The 17025-nt window shown below is 61.7% G+C and carries 12 protein-coding genes and 1 pseudogene; 6 read left to right on the top strand and 7 right to left on the bottom strand.

Annotation, left to right across the window (positions count from 1 at the left end; all coding sequences use genetic code 11):
• Positions 1–88 precede the first annotated feature (88 nt).
• The 3 genes and pseudogenes from AC3ISG_RS17700 to gloB form a co-directional block, all read right to left on the bottom strand.
• The gene (locus tag AC3ISG_RS17700) at positions 89–1525 is read right to left on the bottom strand and encodes a lytic transglycosylase (RefSeq protein ID WP_420793030.1); all 1437 of its coding nucleotides are present in this window, start codon (positions 1523–1525) and stop codon (positions 89–91) included.
• 65 nt (positions 1526–1590) lie between these two features.
• A pseudogene (locus AC3ISG_RS17695) lies at positions 1591–1702 on the bottom strand (lytic transglycosylase domain-containing protein); the annotation flags it as partial.
• Positions 1703–1801: 99 nt separating this feature from the next.
• Positions 1802–2581, bottom strand: coding sequence for a hydroxyacylglutathione hydrolase (gloB, locus tag AC3ISG_RS17690; RefSeq protein WP_122624819.1), 780 nt, complete (start codon positions 2579–2581; stop codon positions 1802–1804).
• Between the two features lie 99 nt (positions 2582–2680).
• Between gloB and AC3ISG_RS17685 the strand changes: the two genes are divergently transcribed.
• From AC3ISG_RS17685 to AC3ISG_RS17670, 4 genes are all read left to right on the top strand, one after another.
• A complete protein-coding gene (locus AC3ISG_RS17685) occupies positions 2681–3439 on the top strand; it encodes a class I SAM-dependent methyltransferase (protein ID WP_065986459.1) in 759 nt (252 codons plus the stop codon).
• A 46-nt stretch (positions 3440–3485) separates the two neighbouring features.
• Complete coding sequence (gene rnhA / locus AC3ISG_RS17680; RefSeq protein ID WP_272631015.1) at positions 3486–3941, top strand: ribonuclease HI; 456 nt, start codon at positions 3486–3488, stop codon at positions 3939–3941.
• A gap of 269 nt (positions 3942–4210) precedes the next feature.
• On the top strand, positions 4211–4963 hold the full coding sequence (dnaQ, locus tag AC3ISG_RS17675; RefSeq protein ID WP_122537838.1) for a DNA polymerase III subunit epsilon: 753 nt from the start codon (positions 4211–4213) through the stop codon (positions 4961–4963).
• A gap of 87 nt (positions 4964–5050) precedes the next feature.
• Positions 5051–5638 carry a GNAT family N-acetyltransferase gene (locus tag AC3ISG_RS17670; protein ID WP_489297579.1) on the top strand — a complete coding sequence of 196 codons (588 nt, stop codon included), beginning with the start codon at positions 5051–5053 and terminating at the stop codon, positions 5636–5638.
• A gap of 62 nt (positions 5639–5700) precedes the next feature.
• Here the strand turns inward: AC3ISG_RS17670 and AC3ISG_RS17665 are convergent, their stop codons facing one another.
• Positions 5701–5913: a hypothetical protein gene (locus AC3ISG_RS17665; RefSeq protein WP_272631017.1), complete on the bottom strand. Its 213-nt coding sequence runs from the start codon at positions 5911–5913 to the stop codon at positions 5701–5703.
• Between the two features lie 340 nt (positions 5914–6253).
• Here AC3ISG_RS17665 and AC3ISG_RS17660 point away from each other — a divergent pair, with 340 nt between their 5' ends.
• A complete protein-coding gene (locus AC3ISG_RS17660; protein WP_122537624.1) occupies positions 6254–6817 on the top strand; it encodes an NADPH-dependent FMN reductase in 564 nt (187 codons plus the stop codon).
• A 226-nt stretch (positions 6818–7043) separates the two neighbouring features.
• Positions 7044–12341, top strand: coding sequence for a hypothetical protein (locus AC3ISG_RS17655; protein ID WP_489297578.1), 5298 nt, complete (start codon positions 7044–7046; stop codon positions 12339–12341).
• Between the two features lie 81 nt (positions 12342–12422).
• Here the strand turns inward: AC3ISG_RS17655 and AC3ISG_RS17650 are convergent, their stop codons facing one another.
• From AC3ISG_RS17650 to egtB, 3 genes are all read right to left on the bottom strand, one after another.
• Positions 12423–13574 carry an acyl-CoA dehydrogenase family protein gene (locus tag AC3ISG_RS17650; RefSeq protein WP_489297577.1) on the bottom strand — a complete coding sequence of 384 codons (1152 nt, stop codon included), beginning with the start codon at positions 13572–13574 and terminating at the stop codon, positions 12423–12425.
• A gap of 3 nt (positions 13575–13577) precedes the next feature.
• On the bottom strand, positions 13578–14675 hold the full coding sequence (locus AC3ISG_RS17645) for an enoyl-CoA hydratase/isomerase family protein (protein WP_489297576.1): 1098 nt from the start codon (positions 14673–14675) through the stop codon (positions 13578–13580).
• A gap of 138 nt (positions 14676–14813) precedes the next feature.
• The gene (gene egtB, locus AC3ISG_RS17640; protein WP_489297575.1) at positions 14814–16961 is read right to left on the bottom strand and encodes an ergothioneine biosynthesis protein EgtB; all 2148 of its coding nucleotides are present in this window, start codon (positions 16959–16961) and stop codon (positions 14814–14816) included.
• Between the last annotated feature and the right edge of the window lie 64 nt (positions 16962–17025).

Here is a 17025-nt window from a genome sequence, read left to right as displayed (position 1 = left end):
GTAACAGCTTGTATCGGCTGGAAAAAGGGTGGGGCGGAGGTGTCAGGCCGACGCTCCTACACGGCGCGTCGGCACGGCGGGCGTAAGATCAATGCGGCAGGTACACCGTCAACGTCTGCCCTGGCTTGAGGGCCTGGCCGCTGCGTGGGTTCCAGCGCTTGAGGTGCTGCATTTCGACGTTGAAGCGCTTGGCGACGAGGTACATCGAATCGCCTTTCTGGATCTTGTACTGCATCGATTTCTTGCCGGCGTCTTCGCCCCTGGCGCTGTTGTCGGCCTTGGCCACGGCGCGGGAGCTGGCTTTCGCCGGTTTGCTGTTGTCCTGCATGACCAGCGTCTGGCCAACCTTGAGGTTCTGGCCCGACAGCTTGTTCCAGTGCTGCAAATCCTTGACGTCGACCTTGTTGATGCGCGCGATCTGCACCAGGTTGTCGCCCTTCTTCACCCGGTAGCTGCGAGTGCGCGCTGGCTTCTCGTCCACCTCGGCGACTTCTTCGAACACTGGCATCGCGAATTGCATGCCCGGTTGTACTGGAATCGTCAGCGCCTGGCCGCGTTTGACCTGGTTGCCGGACAGCTTGTTGATGTCCTTGAGGGTGCTGGTCGAGACCTTGTAGCGGCTGGCGATGCTGGCCAGGCTGTCGCCCGGACGTACGCGGTACTGCTGCCAGTCGACCAGCTCTTCAGGCTTCATGTTCGACAGGTTGGTGGTCAGCAACTGGGATTTCGAGGTTGGCACCAGCAAGTGCTGCGGGCCGTCGATGGTCAGGCGCTTCTTGAAGGCCGGGTTGAGCTGCACCAGCTCGTCTTCATCGATGTTCGCCATGGCGGCGACCTTCGACAGGTCCATGCGCTGATTCAGCTCGACCACCTGAAAGTACGGCTTGTTGTCGATCGGACTGAGGTTAACGCCGTAAGCATCTGGCGACATGACCACCTGGGACAGCGCCAGCAGCTTGGGCACGTAGTCGCGGGTTTCCTGCGGCAGCGGCAGGTTCCAGTAATCGGTGGGCAGGTTGAGCTTGTCGTTGCGCTCGATGGCGCGGCTGACCGTGCCTTCGCCGGCGTTATAGGCCGCCAGGGCCAGCAGCCAGTCGCCGTTGAACATGTCGTGCAGCTTGGTCAGGTAGTCCAGCGCTGCCGTCGTGGACGCCGTGATGTCCCGGCGGCCATCGTAGAAATTGGTCTGACGCAGGTTGAAGTAGCGGCCGGTGGATGGAATGAACTGCCAGATCCCCGCCGCATCGCTGCGCGACAAGGCCATTGGGTTGTATGCGCTCTCGATCACCGGCAGCAGCGCCAGTTCGAGGGGCATGTTGCGCTCTTCCAGTCGCTCGACGATGTAGTGCATGTACAGGCTGCCACGGTTACCGGCCGTCTCGAGGAACGACGGGTTGTTGGCGTACCAGAGGCGCTGTTGATCGATACGTGGGTTTTGGTCGTTGCCGTCCTGCAGCTGGAAACCCTGACGCATTCGCTCCCAGACATCGTGGGGCGGGGCCAGCGGCACAGGTTTGCGCGCAATGTAAACAGGCTTTGGCTTGGTACTGGCGACGGGATGAGACGTGCTGCTGCCATGCCCGGATTCGAGGCTGCCGGAGCTCTGGCAGCCTGCCAGTGTCGCGCTCGCGACCACCGCGATCGCCTGGGCCAACCGAGTCAATGTGTCGGAATTGAAGGTTTTACGTATAGATGACGACATTGGCTGGGGGATAGTTCCAGGCGAAAATGTCGGGCGATTCTAGAAAGTGGCTGCTGAACGGTCAACCTTTCAGAATTTCCGTGCTGATTCGCAGCCTGTTTAGAACTTATCTTTCCATGCCCGCAGTACGGCAAAGACCTCTGTGGGCGTTGCGTTGAGGGTTCCGCTCCGTTCGTCTGCTTTTTGTTTCACGGAGATGACGGCAGCGCGCAGAAACGGATTGGTCCTGCGCTCCAGTGACAGTGTCGATGGCACGCTGATGCGATTTTGCGCACGCCATTGCGTCACTTGCTCGAAACGTTGCAGCACGTCAGGGTTGTCCGGTTCGACCGCGACAGCAAAGCGCAGATTGCTCAGGGTGTATTCGTGGGCGCAGTAGACGAGGGTGCTGTCGGGCAGCTCGGCGAGTCGGCTGAGGGAATGATGCATCTGCTGCGGGGTGCCTTCGAACAAGCGGCCACAACCGGCAGCGAACAGCGTGTCGCCACAAAACAGCAGGGGCTGTTGCGCGTCGGCGTGGTAAAAGGCGATGTGGCCCAGGGTGTGGCCGGGAACCGCATGGACGACAAATGTCAGGCCGAGTACGGTGAGCTGATCATTGTCGGACAGGGCCACGTCCCGCGCTGGAATCTTCTCGTTGGCCGGGCCGTACACCTTGGCGCCGGTGAGCGCTTTAAGTTGCGCGACGCCACCGGTGTGGTCGGCGTGGTGGTGAGTGATAAGAATGTCGGTCAGGCGCCAATCCGGGTTGCGCTCAAGCCAGGCAATGACCGGAGCGGCGTCACCCGGGTCAACCACGGCGCAGCACTTGGCGGCATTGTCTTGTAACAACCAGATGTAGTTATCGCTGAAAGCGGGCAGGGCATCGACCTGTATCATGGCGCGGTTCGCTTGGCTGGAAACATAGAGAAGCATCTTAGGGTCTGAACTGACTCGAGGCGAGTCTCTATCGCAATGACCTTCTCATGGAGACCGGAAATGACCGATGAAGCGTTCGCCCAGGCCGATCCTGAATGGCTTGAGCTGATCAGCGCCGCCCGCGACTGGCTGTCCGGGCCCCTGGGACAGTTGTTGCTGGAAGAAGAAAGTCGCGTGCTGGAGCAAGAGCTCGAGCGTTTTTTCGGCGGCTATCTGGTGCATTACGGTCCGTCCGCGCAGACCCCGCCGGCCGCAAAGCAGGTGCAGCGCAACGTACGGCTCGGCGCACCGTTGCCGGGTGTCGAGATTGTCTGTGAAGAGCAGGCCTGGCCGTTGAGCGAGCACGCCGCCGATGTGGTGGTCATGCAGCATGGCCTGGATTTCTGCTTGTCGCCCCACGGCCTGTTGCGCGAAGCGGCCAGCAGCGTGCGGCCCGGCGGGCATCTGGTGATCGTCGGCATCAACCCCTGGAGCACTTGGGGCATTCGTCATTTTTTCGCCAACGACGCCCTGCGCAGGGCGCGTTGCATCTCGCCTTCGCGGGTTGGTGACTGGCTCAACCTGCTGGGCTTCGCGCTGGAGAAACGCCGCTTCGGGTGCTATCGTCCGCCGCTTGCTTCGCCCAAGTGGCAGGCCCGTCTGGCCGGACTCGAACGTCTCGGCGATGGCTGGCAAAGTCCCGGCGGCGGCTTCTATCTATTGATCGCGCGCAAGATGAGTGTAGGACTGCGACCCGTGCGCATGCCGCGTCGCGAGCCCATGGGCAAATTGCTGCCGTTGCCGATGGCCAAGGTCAATCGGCGCACGCCCGAGCCTTGATTCACCGGCTGGCGCCACGCTTTCTCAATTTTCTGGAAACATCGTAATGAGCGATACCGTAGAACTCTTCACCGATGGCGCCTGCAAGGGCAACCCGGGGCCCGGCGGCTGGGGTGCGTTGCTGGTGTGCAAAGGCGTCGAAAAAGAACTCTGGGGCGGTGAAGCCAACACCACCAACAATCGCATGGAGCTGCTCGGCGCCATTCGCGGGCTGGAAGAGCTGAAGCGGCCGTGTGAAGTGATCCTGGTGACCGACTCGCAGTACGTGATGAAGGGCATCACCGAGTGGATGACCAACTGGAAGAAGCGCGGCTGGAAGACCGCAGCGAAGGAACCGGTGAAAAACGCCGATCTGTGGAAGCAGTTGGACGAGCAGGTTGGCCGCCACAAGGTAAGCTGGCAGTGGGTGCGTGGGCACATTGGCCATCCTGGCAACGAACGCGCCGACCAGTTGGCGAACCGCGGCGTGGATGAAGTGCGCGGTATCAAGCACACTGGATGACAGTCGTGATCGGTGACGCCGGATAAACCTGGAGCGACCGGGGTGGCGTTCCACCTTGCTCGCGAAAGCGGTACACCACCCGCTGAAGATGTGATGAATGTGCTGGCCACTTCGCGAGCAAGCTCGCTCCCACAGATTTAGCGTGCGCTGAAGATTATGGTCGCTGCAACAGTGGTGTCCGTCGCCCGAGGGGAGCGCACATCCCAAAATCCCCATGCTAATATCCGCGCCTGAAGCTGAGGCGGTAGGCAATGACTGTACAAAACATCATCACTGAAAGAAGGGTTGTCCTCGATACCGAGACCACCGGTATGCCCGTCACCGACGGCCACCGGGTTATCGAAATCGGCTGCGTCGAGCTGATTGGCCGACGTCTGACCGGGCGGCATTTCCACGTTTACCTGCAACCGGACCGGGAGAGTGACGAGGGGGCCATTGGCGTTCACGGCATCACCGACCAGTTCCTGATCGGCAAACCGCGTTTCGCTGAAGTGGCCGACGAATTCTTCGAGTTCGTCAAAGGCGCTCAGCTGATCATCCACAACGCGGCGTTCGACGTTGGCTTTCTGAACAACGAATTCGCCCTGATCGGCCAGCACGATCGCGCCAACCTGAGCGATTACTGCACGATCCTCGACACCCTGGCGATGGCCCGCGAACGTCACCCGGGCCAGCGCAACAGCCTCGATGCGCTGTGTAAACGCTACGACGTCGACAACTCTGGCCGCGAGCTGCACGGCGCCTTGCTCGACTCCGAGATTCTCGCCGAAGTCTATCTGGCGATGACCGGTGGCCAGACGACCCTGTCGCTGGCGGGCAACAACGATGGTGAGGGTGGCGCCGACCGTCCTTCCGAGATCCGCCGGATCGCCAATCGCACGCCGGGCCGCATCATCATCGCCAGCGAGTCAGAGTTGGCGGAGCACGAGGCGCGTCTGGCCGTTATCGCCAAATCCGCCGGCGCCCCGGCCCTGTGGACCCAGCTGCTCGAAGCGCAGACTCAGACTCAGGCAGAAGCCTGACGGCAGCAGCGACGCGAAGACTCTGCTTGCGTGAGACGGCGGCTCTGATAGAAGGTGATGTCGATCCGGTAATGGTGCAGGAGGCCCATGGTGAACACGTCCAGCCCGACGTTCAGCATTCGTGTTGCTGACGAGTGCTTCGAAGACTACATCCTCAACAGCGAATTCACCTTCACCGTCACCGGCTATGCACGGGTGCAGATCGGCGAGCCGGTTGCGCACTGGCCCGTCGATGCGGTCGAGCCTTACCTGAAAAACTACGGCATCGATTCGGAAGAGTTCTGCGATTATCGGGACGCCGCCGACAGCACCGTGCTGGTGGCCTGGCTTGACGAACAGCCGGTGGGGCATGTGGTGGTCAGTCAGCACTGGAATGGCTTCGCCCATATCGACGAGCTGGCGGTGGACACCGGGGCGCGGCGCAATGGCGTGGCGCGAAAGCTGCTGGACGTGGCGCAGTTCTGGAGCCGCAAGCGCGGTCTGCCGGGCATCACCCTGGAAACCCAGAACAATAATCTGGAGGCGTGCCGGTTATATGAGCGCTACGGATTTGTGGTCGGCGGGGTGGATCATCTGCGTTATCGCGCGATAGATCCGGCGACGCAGGAAACGGCGATTTTCTGGTATCTGCTGTTCGACGCGCCGGGCGTCGATCACTGTGGCAAGCCCCTCTAACCGGACTCGTGGCCGCGCGAGTTGCACGGCCTGTGGGGAGAGAGGCGGGCTTGCAGGGTGTTTCAATGCTCTCGTATGAGCTTGACCTTGCCCTGAATCAACTCGAATTCTTCTCCGCCCAAATGTTTGACGCGGTCGCCAATGGCCAGGCGATAAGTGGAAACGGGCTCCTCGCCATCAACCTCGTCAGGCTGTGATTCACGGAATTCATGCACCGAGTAAACGCGACCCTCCGCATCCCTCGCATGAAATTGCCCAACTAGAACTGAAGCCATTTGCTTTGTAACCTCTGGAAATAACTGCTCGTTTTCGCTCGCATCCTAACACCGCGAGTGAATAAACCGTGGCCGCTTGTAAGGTAATTCCCAAATTTCTACAGGGACCTTATTCGCCTAAGGCAGTCAGACCGCCGTTTCAAGGGGTAGTTTTCGCCGCGTAAAAAAATAGTCGCGACCAACGGTAGCGCCGGGATCGAGGGGTCCTGTCGATGGACGCGCTGAAGGCCAACGCTTCAGGATCGAACCTTTCGATGATCAGCAACGGAAAAACAACGCAGAATGTCGCACCTGTTTCATCTATAACTGTTGTTTCCTCCCACAGCAGAAGGTCCGTTTCATGAGCCAGGTTCATTCGATTGCAGTCATCGTCGGCAGCTTGAGGAAAGACTCCATCAACCGCAAAGTGGCCCGTGCATTGGCCGAACTGGCGCCGCCAAGCCTGAAGCTGAGCATCGTCGAAATTGGCGACCTGCCGTTGTACAACGAAGACATCGACCTCGACTCGCCGCCTGCCGCGTACACCGCGTTCCGCGAAGCCTTGCAGGGCGCGGACGGCTTTCTGTTCGTCACCCCTGAATACAACCGCTCGGTACCGGGCGCGCTGAAGAATGCCATCGACGTCGGCTCGCGCCCTTATGGCAAAAGCGCGTGGGGCAAAGCAAAGCCGGCGGCGGTGGTCAGTGCGTCGCCTGGGGCGATCGGCGGTTTCGGCGCCAATCAGCATTTGCGCCAGTGCTTCGTGTTCCTCGACGTGCTGTGCATGCAGCAGCCGGAAGCGTATCTGGGCAACGCCGGCACCTTCTTTGACGAGCACGGCAAACTGAGCGAGAAAACCCGGCCGTTCCTGCAGAACATCATTGATGCGTTCGCCGGCCACGTTGAGCGCACGTTGAAAGCCTGATCGGCTGGACTGTCTGCTGATTAAAAGGCCCGCACGCCACTCGACGTGCGGGCCTTTCGCATTCATGGCCTGACGTCGCCGCGCCTTCGCCAGTCAATCCTGAATTTTCCTTCCCGTGTACAGCGTTATGTACCGCAGTCGCGGTGGATTTCTTCCCTACGCTCCCAGCCTTCCTGCCCACAGCCGGCCAACGCCAGCCGTGGGCGCTTGTGCTCAAGGAGCTGTCATGTCCACCGTTACCACCACGTACTTCAACAGCGCGTCACTGCGACAGCGCTTTCTCGACGAACTCGACCACGCTTTCGCTGCGGGCGTGCTTGGCTCATCCGAACAAAACTGGCTCAGACGCGCAGCAGGCGCGATGGCTGCCGATGATCCCGATCCGGTCAGGGTCGATCGGCTGTTGCTCAATGACGGCCCGCCCACGTCGCTTGAGCTCAGCGCTGCGCTGATGTTCAGCCACGGCCAGACCCCCGACCCACGGATTTTTCTGTTTACCCTGGCGTCCGGCATCGAAGCGTTTGACGATCGCCATGCTTTGCTGGAGGCGCTGCTTGGACGCTTTGCGAACAGCGACCGCTCGGCGGCGTTCGAGTACGAGAAAATCGAAGATCAGTTTTTTCACGCGCAGATGCAGGCCATCGTCGAATATCAGGCGCAGTCAGTGAGGCAGTTCACCGAGAGGCTGAAGTTGACCCCTGACCTGGTTGGCGCTGTCACGTCGGCTCTGGCCCTGCAACTGCGCCGGCTGCTGCCGGATCAGGCTATTGATCCGGCGAAGCACCTTATGCGCATGGTGCAACCTGCTTTCAGTGCTGACGAAGAGCGGGTGCTGATGACGCAAACCCTGGCGCAGACGGCCTTTGAAGCGTTTTGCAAGGCCGAGCAGACTGCGGGGGTGACGCAGCAATTTCTGGATGAGCAGGGGCGGGTGGTAAGCGATCGCGACGCGCAATTATTCACGCAGGCCATGGCCGATGCGATGCCTGCGCTGCCTGACCGATTTGCCGCGCTGCTGCGCGATTACTGGAGCCAGCAACGTACGACCGGTTCCTGCCGCGACATGGCTATTCAGGTCTACGCGACCAGCCTGTGCCATGAGCTGTACCGCTACGGCCACGAGGGCAACCTCACTCGGCAAGAGTACGAAAGGCTGAAGCCGTTGCTCATCTCGGCGCCGCTCTACACCTCGTCAGACGCTCAAGTGCGCTGCAGACGTCTTGTGCTGCACCTGGCTGACGGAACCGTCACGCAACTGGCCGGCACACTGGTTTTCGATTTCAGCCCGGCCGACCTGCCGCTGCTGTGGTTTACGCCGGAGCACGGCCTGCGCCGATTCGCCAACCTGACGTCGCTGAGTTCATTTTGCTCAACCCCGGAAGGACGCGAGCTGTTGCGCCCGACACTGGGGATTGCCGACCAGCCACTGTTGCTGCGTGAAGGCTCCTTGACCGTGTCGCTGGAGATCATCGGCGGGCCCATGCTCCGCGAACGGGTGGATTCCATCCTTGCGCTTCAGCTGCGCAATCTGCAGTACGTCACAGGTTTGTCGGCTGAGTCGGTGAAGGTGTCGGCGATGTATGACGACGCGCTGGACGTGCGTCACCTGATCGATCCGCGTCAGGTGCATTTCACTGCGGGCCGCTGGCGGCACAATCAACCGATGGACTTCGCCGCCGTCTGGTGCAGCAGCGCCGCGGACAACCTGATTCAGGTCGCCCTGGCGCCGGGGCCTGACAGTGCCGTCCATGAACCCCCCGCCTCCGGACCCTCCCAGACCGCTGTGCTTCAGCCGTCGCCACCGTCCTGGCTGGAGCGAACCCAGGCGTCCGATGCCAACGCGGCGCACCTGCGCCAGTTGGACAACGTTCTCGTCAGCTACGCCGAGCAGGCACTGCAGAGCTATCTCTGCGCGGCGTCGGCACGGGGCCTGCGCGCGGGTGAGGTCCGGGTTCGCTGGCTGGAATCGCTGCCGATTGCCGCCTCCGATGTCGAGCCGACCTCTGTCGCCATCAGTGAATCCTTGCGCGCGACGTCAATGGATCTGGTGGCGTTGTTGCTTGAGCGCGTGAGTGGTCACCGACCTGATCCCCTCGTACACACGGCGCAGGTGCTGGTCTCCTCTCAGGCGGCAGGGGCGCACCTGGATGTCGAACTGATCAACTTCATGCTCAAGCGCATTGCCGAGGACTTCGTCGAACGCTACCTGGATCGGTTTGAGCAGTCACGCGTTGCCCTTGCGCGCCTTGACGACAGGCAGCTGCAGCCGGTTGCGATGGCGCTGGTGCTCAGGGAAGACGCCCTGCGGCTGGACCTGGCCGTGAGGCAGCGCATGGAACAGGTGACGAGCGAGCAGGCGCGCATGGTCATGCAAGTGCTCAACGCTCCGCTCCGTGCGCAGAGAACAGCGTCGGGCCTGTCGATGACCGACGTGTTTTCGCTTTCGCTGGTATACGAGCCCGAGGTCAGGGCCATCCTCAGCGATGCGATGGTGCTCTGGCAGCCGTTTCAGCCCGGCGCAGGTCTGATGTTCTGGAGCAGCCTGCAGGGGTGGGAGTACTTCGCCTCCACGCAGGCATTGATCGACAAACTCAGCAGTCGATTGCGCAGCGGACACAGCGAGCGCTGGCTGGGTTTGTTGGGGGAGCGAGACCGGGCGCTGCTGCGCAATCACCTGCGTACGCAACCGAGCGGGCAACTTCATGTGCGTTTCAATCGTTGCGACGGCCATGCGATCGAGGCGTTACAGCAGAGCGTGTTCAATCGCCAGTTGCAGAATCTTCAGCAGCTGTGCGCCCGGGCCCGGCGTTGTCGGTTTGAAGCCGGGCTCTTTACCGGCGTCGCCCGTGCCACCGAACTGGATACGCAACTGGTCGACATGCTTGACGCGCTCGCGGTCAGGATCGACAACACCCTGTTTGAAGAGCTGTTGCCGGACTGGTTCAAGACCGCCTCGGTCAGCGACATTCGTGCCTATAACGCGATATGGCGTCGTTTTTTTCTCGCCAGCGAAGGCGATGAAGACTTTCTCTTTGGCATCCCGACGCTCTCTGAATACGCGCGCACCAGGCTGCTTGATCAGATGAGCATGGATTTCCCAGGACGCAATCTGGATCCTGACCAGATCAAGGTTACCCAGCGTCGTTACGTGGCCGCGCCTCCCGGCATTGGACAAATTCCTTCAGCGATTCCCGCCGCCACCCTTGAGCACAGCGAGTCACTGACCGATTACGCCATCAATCGCTTCGTTGAATTTCCGGACGCGGCGTTGACCCTCCACTCCACCGAATACCCCGATGTCAGCCGCCTGGTGACACCGGATTATGTGCGCAGGACTGTCCGTCGGCTGGACGTCGGCGCAGGCTTCCGAGCATTGTTGCGGCAGACGTTGAATCCTGCGGATGCCAATTGGGAAAAGCGAAACACCCTCTATGTCAATCAGCTGCCGCCGATGATGCAGGCGGTGGCGATGCAGCATAAGTTGCAAGGAAAACTGAGTTTCAGGGCCTGCGAATTCATCTCGCAGGTGGTTGAAATGCCCGACGGTATCGCCCGCGAACCGTTTGACGGCGAGCGCACGATCATCAGTGCCCTGCGCCTGGTCGCCGATGAAGGCATGACACCGGACCCCGTCAAGGGCGTTTATCTGATCTGCGCCGAGGACCCTGACAGCGGCCCGGTGATTCTGCACGCCGTGTACCACCCGGATTTGGTCTTCCGCGAGTACGCCAGCCTGTCCGCCTTGCTGGCCGATATACGCAGCGACACCACAGTGCAACAGTTGCTGCTCGAACGACTGGACCCGGAAGTACGCAAGCGATACGAACACGGCGGGTTCGTCGAGCCTCATCTGCCGTTCTTTTACCAGGGGCCGGGCGATGTGCCCACCAACACGCCGGGGCCGGTCACGGTTTCGCTCGATGAAGAAAAGGGCAACGCCCTGCAGTTCATGTTTACCGACACCGTCAGCCTGCTGCTGGACATTGGCGCGTCCGACACGGTCACCACCGAGGAGGCCGATCAGGCGTCCCGCAAGTTCCTGGCGTCGCTGGGCCTGGAGCAGGCATTGAGCATCGTGCCCGGCAAGCTCGCCACTCTGGTTGCGTTGTGGCAGAGCCATACGCTGTTTCGTGCATCGGCGGCGTCTGCGGCCGGGCGTCATTGGGGTGAGGCCATCTCGGAGTTTTCCGCGGCGCTGGGCGTGATGGTGACGGCCAGGGAACAGGCCGAAAAGGACGAGTTGATCGGCGGCGACCTGATCACCGACGAGGACTTGAGATCCTCAGACTTTTCCTGGGATGAGGTCACACTCACCGCCCAGCAACTGAAGCGCCTGCAGGCGCTGGAGGCCCGGAACATCTCGCTCAAAAATCTGCGTCGCGATGAATTGTTGAGCCTGTTCATCAACCCGAGCAACGGCAAGGCCTACGCGGCGGTTGCCGGACGGGTATATGAAGTGCGACGCGAGGCCAATAACGGCAGATGGATGATTATCGGCGCAGACCGGACACTCGGCCCGCGCATCAGGCTGGACGACAAGCAGCGCTGGCAGCTGGACATCGAGTCCGGTCTGAAGGGCGGTGGCGGGGCAGTGACCAAGCTGCGCGCACATGCTGCGGACGTCAGCGCCGATGACGTCTTGCTCGTCGAGGCCACTGGCATGCCCGAGATACGCCAGTTCTTCCGCGAACGCGCGCAGCATATCGGCGAGGCTCATCTGCAGGCCAAGCGCTACCTTGAAAACGCGCTGGATAACTTGAACGTGCATAAGCCGGGCGCTCCGCTGCACCCGCGTGTCACGCAAATCATCGGTGACTTTTTTGGCGTCAGTCAGCCCGATCCCGAACTGTTGGTCGAGACCGAGCGCGCGATCAAGGCGCTGTTCGATGAGGTCATGGATGCGTCACTGTCGCCGTATTCATCACCGCGGTTTGTGGTGGGGACCAATCGCGCGGGCCATTCAGGGACCATGGGCTTCGTTATCAAGCGGGACCCGAAAAAGCGCGTGTTCCTGACCGATCGCTATTTCGACGCGCCGCGGTTCCCGCTCACACCCGAGGCGGCCGCCCAGGGTTTCGATTGCCCGGCCCATTACCGTGCCGCGACGTTGATCCACGAACTCTCGCATTTGGTGCTCGATACCCATGACATCGCCTATCTGGAGACCACGGCGCCTTATCCCGACCTGTTACAGGAAAACAACGCCAACAACATCAAGCTGAAAGCGGATATCGAGCGGATGCAAACCTACGGCTTGTCGCACCTGAGTACGCGCAATGAGCTGTTTCTGCAGCTGAAAGAGGACGAGTGGCGTGATTTCGATGAAGATGAGGGCTTTGAACACGGCGCTATCCTCAAGCTTGCGCGCACCAAGACTCTGGACGAGGCCCGTGACGTGTTTCTCAGCGATGCGAGTAAACGAAGCAAGATTCTGCTGGCCAATGCCGATTCGGTGACCCTGCTGATCCTGCGGCTGGGAAGACGCAGCTTTGTCGTGCCTGCCTCTTCGCCGGGCGGCCGCTGAGTGACAAACGCCGAGCTTTGAGGGGCTCGGCGTTCGTTGGGTGGTGAGCAGGCGAGGGCGTGCCGGCGAACCGGCTCACCCTTACAGCGCGTAGAGCCGTAGCTCGCGGGCAATCAGCAAACGCTGGATTTCGCTGGAGCCCTCGTAGATCTGAGTGATCCGCGCGTCCCGGTAGTATCTCTCCACCGGGTAATCTTCCAGGTAGCCGTAGCCACCATGAATCTGCACGGCCTTGGAGCAGACCCACTCGGCCATTTCCGAAGCGAACAGCTTGGCCTGGGACGCTTCCGACAGGCAGGGTTTGCCCGCCGTTCTCAGGCGTGCAGCGTGCAGGACCAGCAACCGCGAGGCGTTGATGCGGGTGTGCATGTCGGCCAGCAGATTGGCGACGCTCTGGTGTTCGATGATCGGCTTGTCGAACTGCACCCGCTCGCGGGCGTACCCCAGCGCGGCTTCGAATGCGGCGCGAGCGATGCCCAGGGCCTGGGCGGCAATGCCGATACGCCCGCCTTCCAGGTTCGAAAGGGCAATCGAAAGACCCTTGCCCCGTTCACCCAACAGGTTCTGCGCCGGAATCCGGCAGTCGTTCAGGGTCACCGCGCAGGTGTCGGAGGCGCGGATCCCCATTTTGTGCTCCATGCGGTCGACGCGGTAGCCGGGATTGTCGGTGGGCACCAGAAACGCCGACAAGCCGCGCTTGCCCAGCTCCGGGTCGGTGACGGCGAAGACGATCGCCAACTGCGCGCGCTTGCCGTTGCTGACGAACTGCTTGGCGCCATTGAGCACCCATTCGCCGTCTTTCAGCTCCGCGCGGGTGCGCAGGTTGTGAGCTTCGGAGCCGGCCTGGGGTTCGGTCAGGCAGAAGCAACCGATGGCCTGGCCACTGGCGAGTTTTTCAAGCCACTGTTGCTTGTGCGCGTCGCTGCCGTAGTTGAGCACCGGCCCGCAGCCCACTGAACTGTGCACGCTCATCAGTGTGCCGGTGGCGCCGTCGGCGGCGGAGATCTCTTCCACCGCCAGGGCGTAGGCCACGTAGTCGATGTAGCTGCCGCCCCATTCGTCCGGAACGATCATGCCAAGCAGGCCCAGTTCGCCCATCTTTGCCACCAGCCCGTCGTCGATCCAGCCGGCTTTTTCCCAGGCCTGGGCATGGGGCGCGATTTCGTTGCGCGCGAAGTCCCGCGCCATGTCGCGGATCATCACTTGTTCTTCGGTCAGTTCAAGATCTTGCATAGGTCAACCCTCATGACCGCTGAAGAAGCTTGCCACCTGCGCGGCATCCAGGGCCTGCACGCTGGAAGGGCTCCATTGCGGTTTCTTGTCTTTGTCGACGATCAAGGCACGAACGCCTTCGATCAGGTCACCGCGTTCAAACCACTGGCGGTCCAGGTGCAGCTCCAGGGCGAAACAGCGCTCCAGCGGCAAGTGCCGGCCGCGGCGCAGTAGCTCCAGGGTCACTGCCATGGCCAGCGGGGAGCGGGTTTGCATCAGGTGAGCGGTGTCGATGGCCCAGGCATGGGTGTCGAAGACGCGCACTTCCAGCAGTTGCTCAATGATGCTCGGGACGTCTGGCAGGGCGAAGAAGTGATCGATGGCTGGCCGCAGCCGAGCCAGCGGCGGGGCGGGCAGATGCTGCACGCCGAGTTTCGCCAGCACGCCCTGCAAGTCCTTGAGCGGGGTCAGGCTCCACTTCAGATTATCCAGCTGCAGATCGAGGTCATCGAGGCGTTCGCCGTCGAGGTACCAGTTCGCCAGACCGCAATACAGCGCGTCGGCGGCCTGGATCTGCACACCGGTGACGCCCAGATAGACTCCCAGCTCGCCGGGGACCCGGGACAGAAAGTAGCTGCCGCCGACGTCAGGGAAATAACCGATCGCCACTTCCGGCATCGCCAGACGGCTACGCTCAGTGACGACGCGCAGGTCTGCACCTTGCGCCAGCCCCATGCCGCCGCCCAGCACGAAGCCGTCCATCAGGGCGACGACGGGTTTGCGGTAACGATGCAGCGTGAGGTCCAACGCGTATTCTTCGACAAAGAAGTCCAGGTGCTCGGTTCGACCGGCGTGGAAGCTGTCGTACAGCGAGCGGATGTCGCCGCCGGCGCAGAACGCCTTTTCGCCGGAGCCGCGCAGGACCACGGCGTAGACGTCGTCATCCTTCGCCCAGGCGTCCAGCTGGAACTGCAGCTGCCGGACCATGTGCAGGTCGATGGCGTTGAGGCCCTGGGGGCGGTTGAGGGTGAGGTGACCAATGTGATTGCGAACGTCGGACAGAACGCTCGCGCAGGCTGATTGCTGGCCCGCGTATTCGGCAGGTAAGACCTGAGCCGTCATCGCTGACTCCCTGTTGATTATTGTTGTGCTCAATCCCCGGCTGAACCGCCGGGGTCCGTGAGGGTGCTAACGGATGCTACCAGCGCCATTTTGCAAATGACACTGGAGAATCCCAAGGGCTTGAACACAACACACCCTTCACGCCTGCAAGCTGAACAACGCCATTTCCGGTGCATCGCTGATCCAGCATTCGCTGACGGTCCACCCTGCACGGGCCGCCAGTTCAGTGAACGACTCGACGGTAAACTTGTGGGAGTTCTCGGTGTGCAGCCGTTCACCGGCAGCGAAACGGAAGGTGTGGCCGGCGACGGTGACGCTCTGCTGTTTGCGGCTGACCAGGTGCATTTCCATGCAGGCTTGATCGGCGTTCCAGACAGCCAGGTGATCAAAGGCGGAAACATCGAAGTCGGCGTGCAGCTCACGACTGATGCGGGTCAGCAGGTTCTTGTTGAACTGCGCGGTCACCCCCTCGGCATCGTCGTACGCGGCCACCAGCGTCTGCTCATCCTTGACCAGATCGACACCGACAATGAAATGGGCGTTTTCACCCAGCACGTCGTGAGCGCTGTGGAGGAAATCCACGGCCTGTTCGTGGCTGAAGTTGCCGATGGTGGAACCCGGGAAGAAACCCACCCGCGTGTGGCCGTCGGCCTCTTCAGGCAGCGTAAGCACCCGGGTGAAATCGTCCACTTGCGGTGCGACGATCAGCGACGGGTAACGCTGACGCAATGACCGTGCGGCCTTGTTCAGCGCGGTTGCACTGATGTCGATGGGCACGTAGACGGCGATATGCGGCGCGGCATCGAGCACCAGGCGCGTCTTTTCACTGGCGCCGCTGCCGAATTCCACCAGCGCTGCGCCGTATGGAATGGTCGCGGCAATCTGCCCGGCGATGCTTTTCAGCAGCCCGGTTTCGGCGCGGGTGGGGTAGTACTCAGGCGTTTCGCAGATGGCTTCGAACAGGTCCGAACCCGCTGCGTCGTAGAAATACTTGGGCGACAGGGTTTTCTCCGGGGCGCCGAGACCGGCCACCACGTCGCGGGCAAACTCGCTGTCGTTGGGGTCAACCACGCCGGGCTGACGGCTGTCACGGGCCAGGCGCAGGCCCGAGACCATCCAGCGCTTGTCGGCGTGGAAGAAGTTGCGGTAGGTCAGGCGGCAGTGATCGGGCGACGTGATGCTGGCACCGCCCCGCAGGACCATCTGATTGACCATGAACTTGCCGTTGTACTCGCCGACGGCGCCCACTGACGGCTTGAAGCCGGGGTAGGCGCTGTAGGCACTTTGGGTCCACTGCCAGGCGACGTCGTCCACTTGCTCCAGCAGACCGGCGCGGGCAGCGGCTTCCCATTCAGCTTCGGTGGGCAGGCGCGCATCGGCCCACAGTGCAAATGCGGCGGCTTCGTAATAACTGATGTGGGTGACCGGCGCCGACGGGTCGATCGACTCAAGACCGCGCAGGCTCATGCGCTTCCAGCCGTTCTCGTCGTGCTGCCAGTACATCGGTGAATTCCAGCCGTGTTCCTGCACCAGCGTCCAGCCTTCGGACAGCCACAACGCAGCGGTGTGGTAGCCGCCGTCGGCAATAAAGCTCAGCCACTCGCCATTGGTCACCAGCCGGTCACTGATCTCAAAGGACTGCAGATAGGTGGTGTGGCGTGGGCCTTCGTTGTCAAACGAAAAGCCGTCGCCGTCGTGGCCGATCTCAGTCAATCCGGCGCTCAGCGGCTTGAAATGACCGCGGCGTCCGGACAGGTCCTTTGGCCAGCGCGGGCTGTAGGCCGGTTTCAGCGACGACAGGCTGAACAGATGAAGGATGTCCATCAGCAGCAATTCCTGATGCTGCTCTTCGTGGGCCAAGCCAAGTTCGATGAGGCTGGTCATTTCGTCGCTCAGCGGCGTCATCAGCAGCGTGGTCATGTTTTCGTCGACGTGCCTGCGGTAGGCCAGGACCTGATCGACGCTCGGCCGGGTCATCAGACCGCGTTGCGGACGCGGATGGCGCGGGCCGACGGCTTCGTAATAGGAGTTGAACAGGTAGCCGAATGTCGGATCGAAGGGCTCGTACGCCGACAGGTTCGGGATCAGCAGAAATGTCTCGAAGAACCACGTGGTGTGCGCCATGTGCCACTTGGCCGGGCTGGCGTCAGGCATCGACTGCACCACCATGTCCTCGGCGCTCAGCGGCTCGACCAGAAATTCGGTACGGTCGCGCACGCTCTGAAAACGCTGGCACAGGGTGTGAGTGGAGGATGTTTCGCGAAGCTGGCGTAATTGGCGCGTCATCAGGTGCTCTCCGGCGTAGCCGATGCCCGGTGGGCCCGGTGGACTGATTCCACGCAGCCAGGCG

It is taken from the genome of Pseudomonas sp. GL_135 (assembly GCF_057834665.1).
This window is presented reverse-complemented; position numbering and strand designations above follow the sequence as displayed.

What these genes read in the sequence shown, in the direction of transcription:
- gloB (WP_122624819.1), bottom strand. Translation starts at nt 2,581, where the DNA reads ATGATACAGGTCGATGCCCTGCCCGCTTTCAGCGATAACTACATCTGG.
- AC3ISG_RS17685 (WP_065986459.1), top strand. Translation starts at nt 2,681, where the DNA reads ATGACCGATGAAGCGTTCGCCCAGGCCGATCCTGAATGGCTTGAGCTG.
- rnhA (WP_272631015.1), top strand. Translation starts at nt 3,486, where the DNA reads ATGAGCGATACCGTAGAACTCTTCACCGATGGCGCCTGCAAGGGCAAC.
- AC3ISG_RS17670 (WP_489297579.1), top strand. Translation starts at nt 5,051, where the DNA reads ATGGTGAACACGTCCAGCCCGACGTTCAGCATTCGTGTTGCTGACGAG.
- AC3ISG_RS17665 (WP_272631017.1), bottom strand. Translation starts at nt 5,913, where the DNA reads ATGGCTTCAGTTCTAGTTGGGCAATTTCATGCGAGGGATGCGGAGGGT.
- AC3ISG_RS17660 (WP_122537624.1), top strand. Translation starts at nt 6,254, where the DNA reads ATGAGCCAGGTTCATTCGATTGCAGTCATCGTCGGCAGCTTGAGGAAA.
- AC3ISG_RS17655 (WP_489297578.1), top strand. Translation starts at nt 7,044, where the DNA reads ATGTCCACCGTTACCACCACGTACTTCAACAGCGCGTCACTGCGACAG.
- AC3ISG_RS17650 (WP_489297577.1), bottom strand. Translation starts at nt 13,574, where the DNA reads ATGCAAGATCTTGAACTGACCGAAGAACAAGTGATGATCCGCGACATG.
- AC3ISG_RS17645 (WP_489297576.1), bottom strand. Translation starts at nt 14,675, where the DNA reads ATGACGGCTCAGGTCTTACCTGCCGAATACGCGGGCCAGCAATCAGCC.
- egtB (WP_489297575.1), bottom strand. Translation starts at nt 16,961, where the DNA reads ATGACGCGCCAATTACGCCAGCTTCGCGAAACATCCTCCACTCACACC.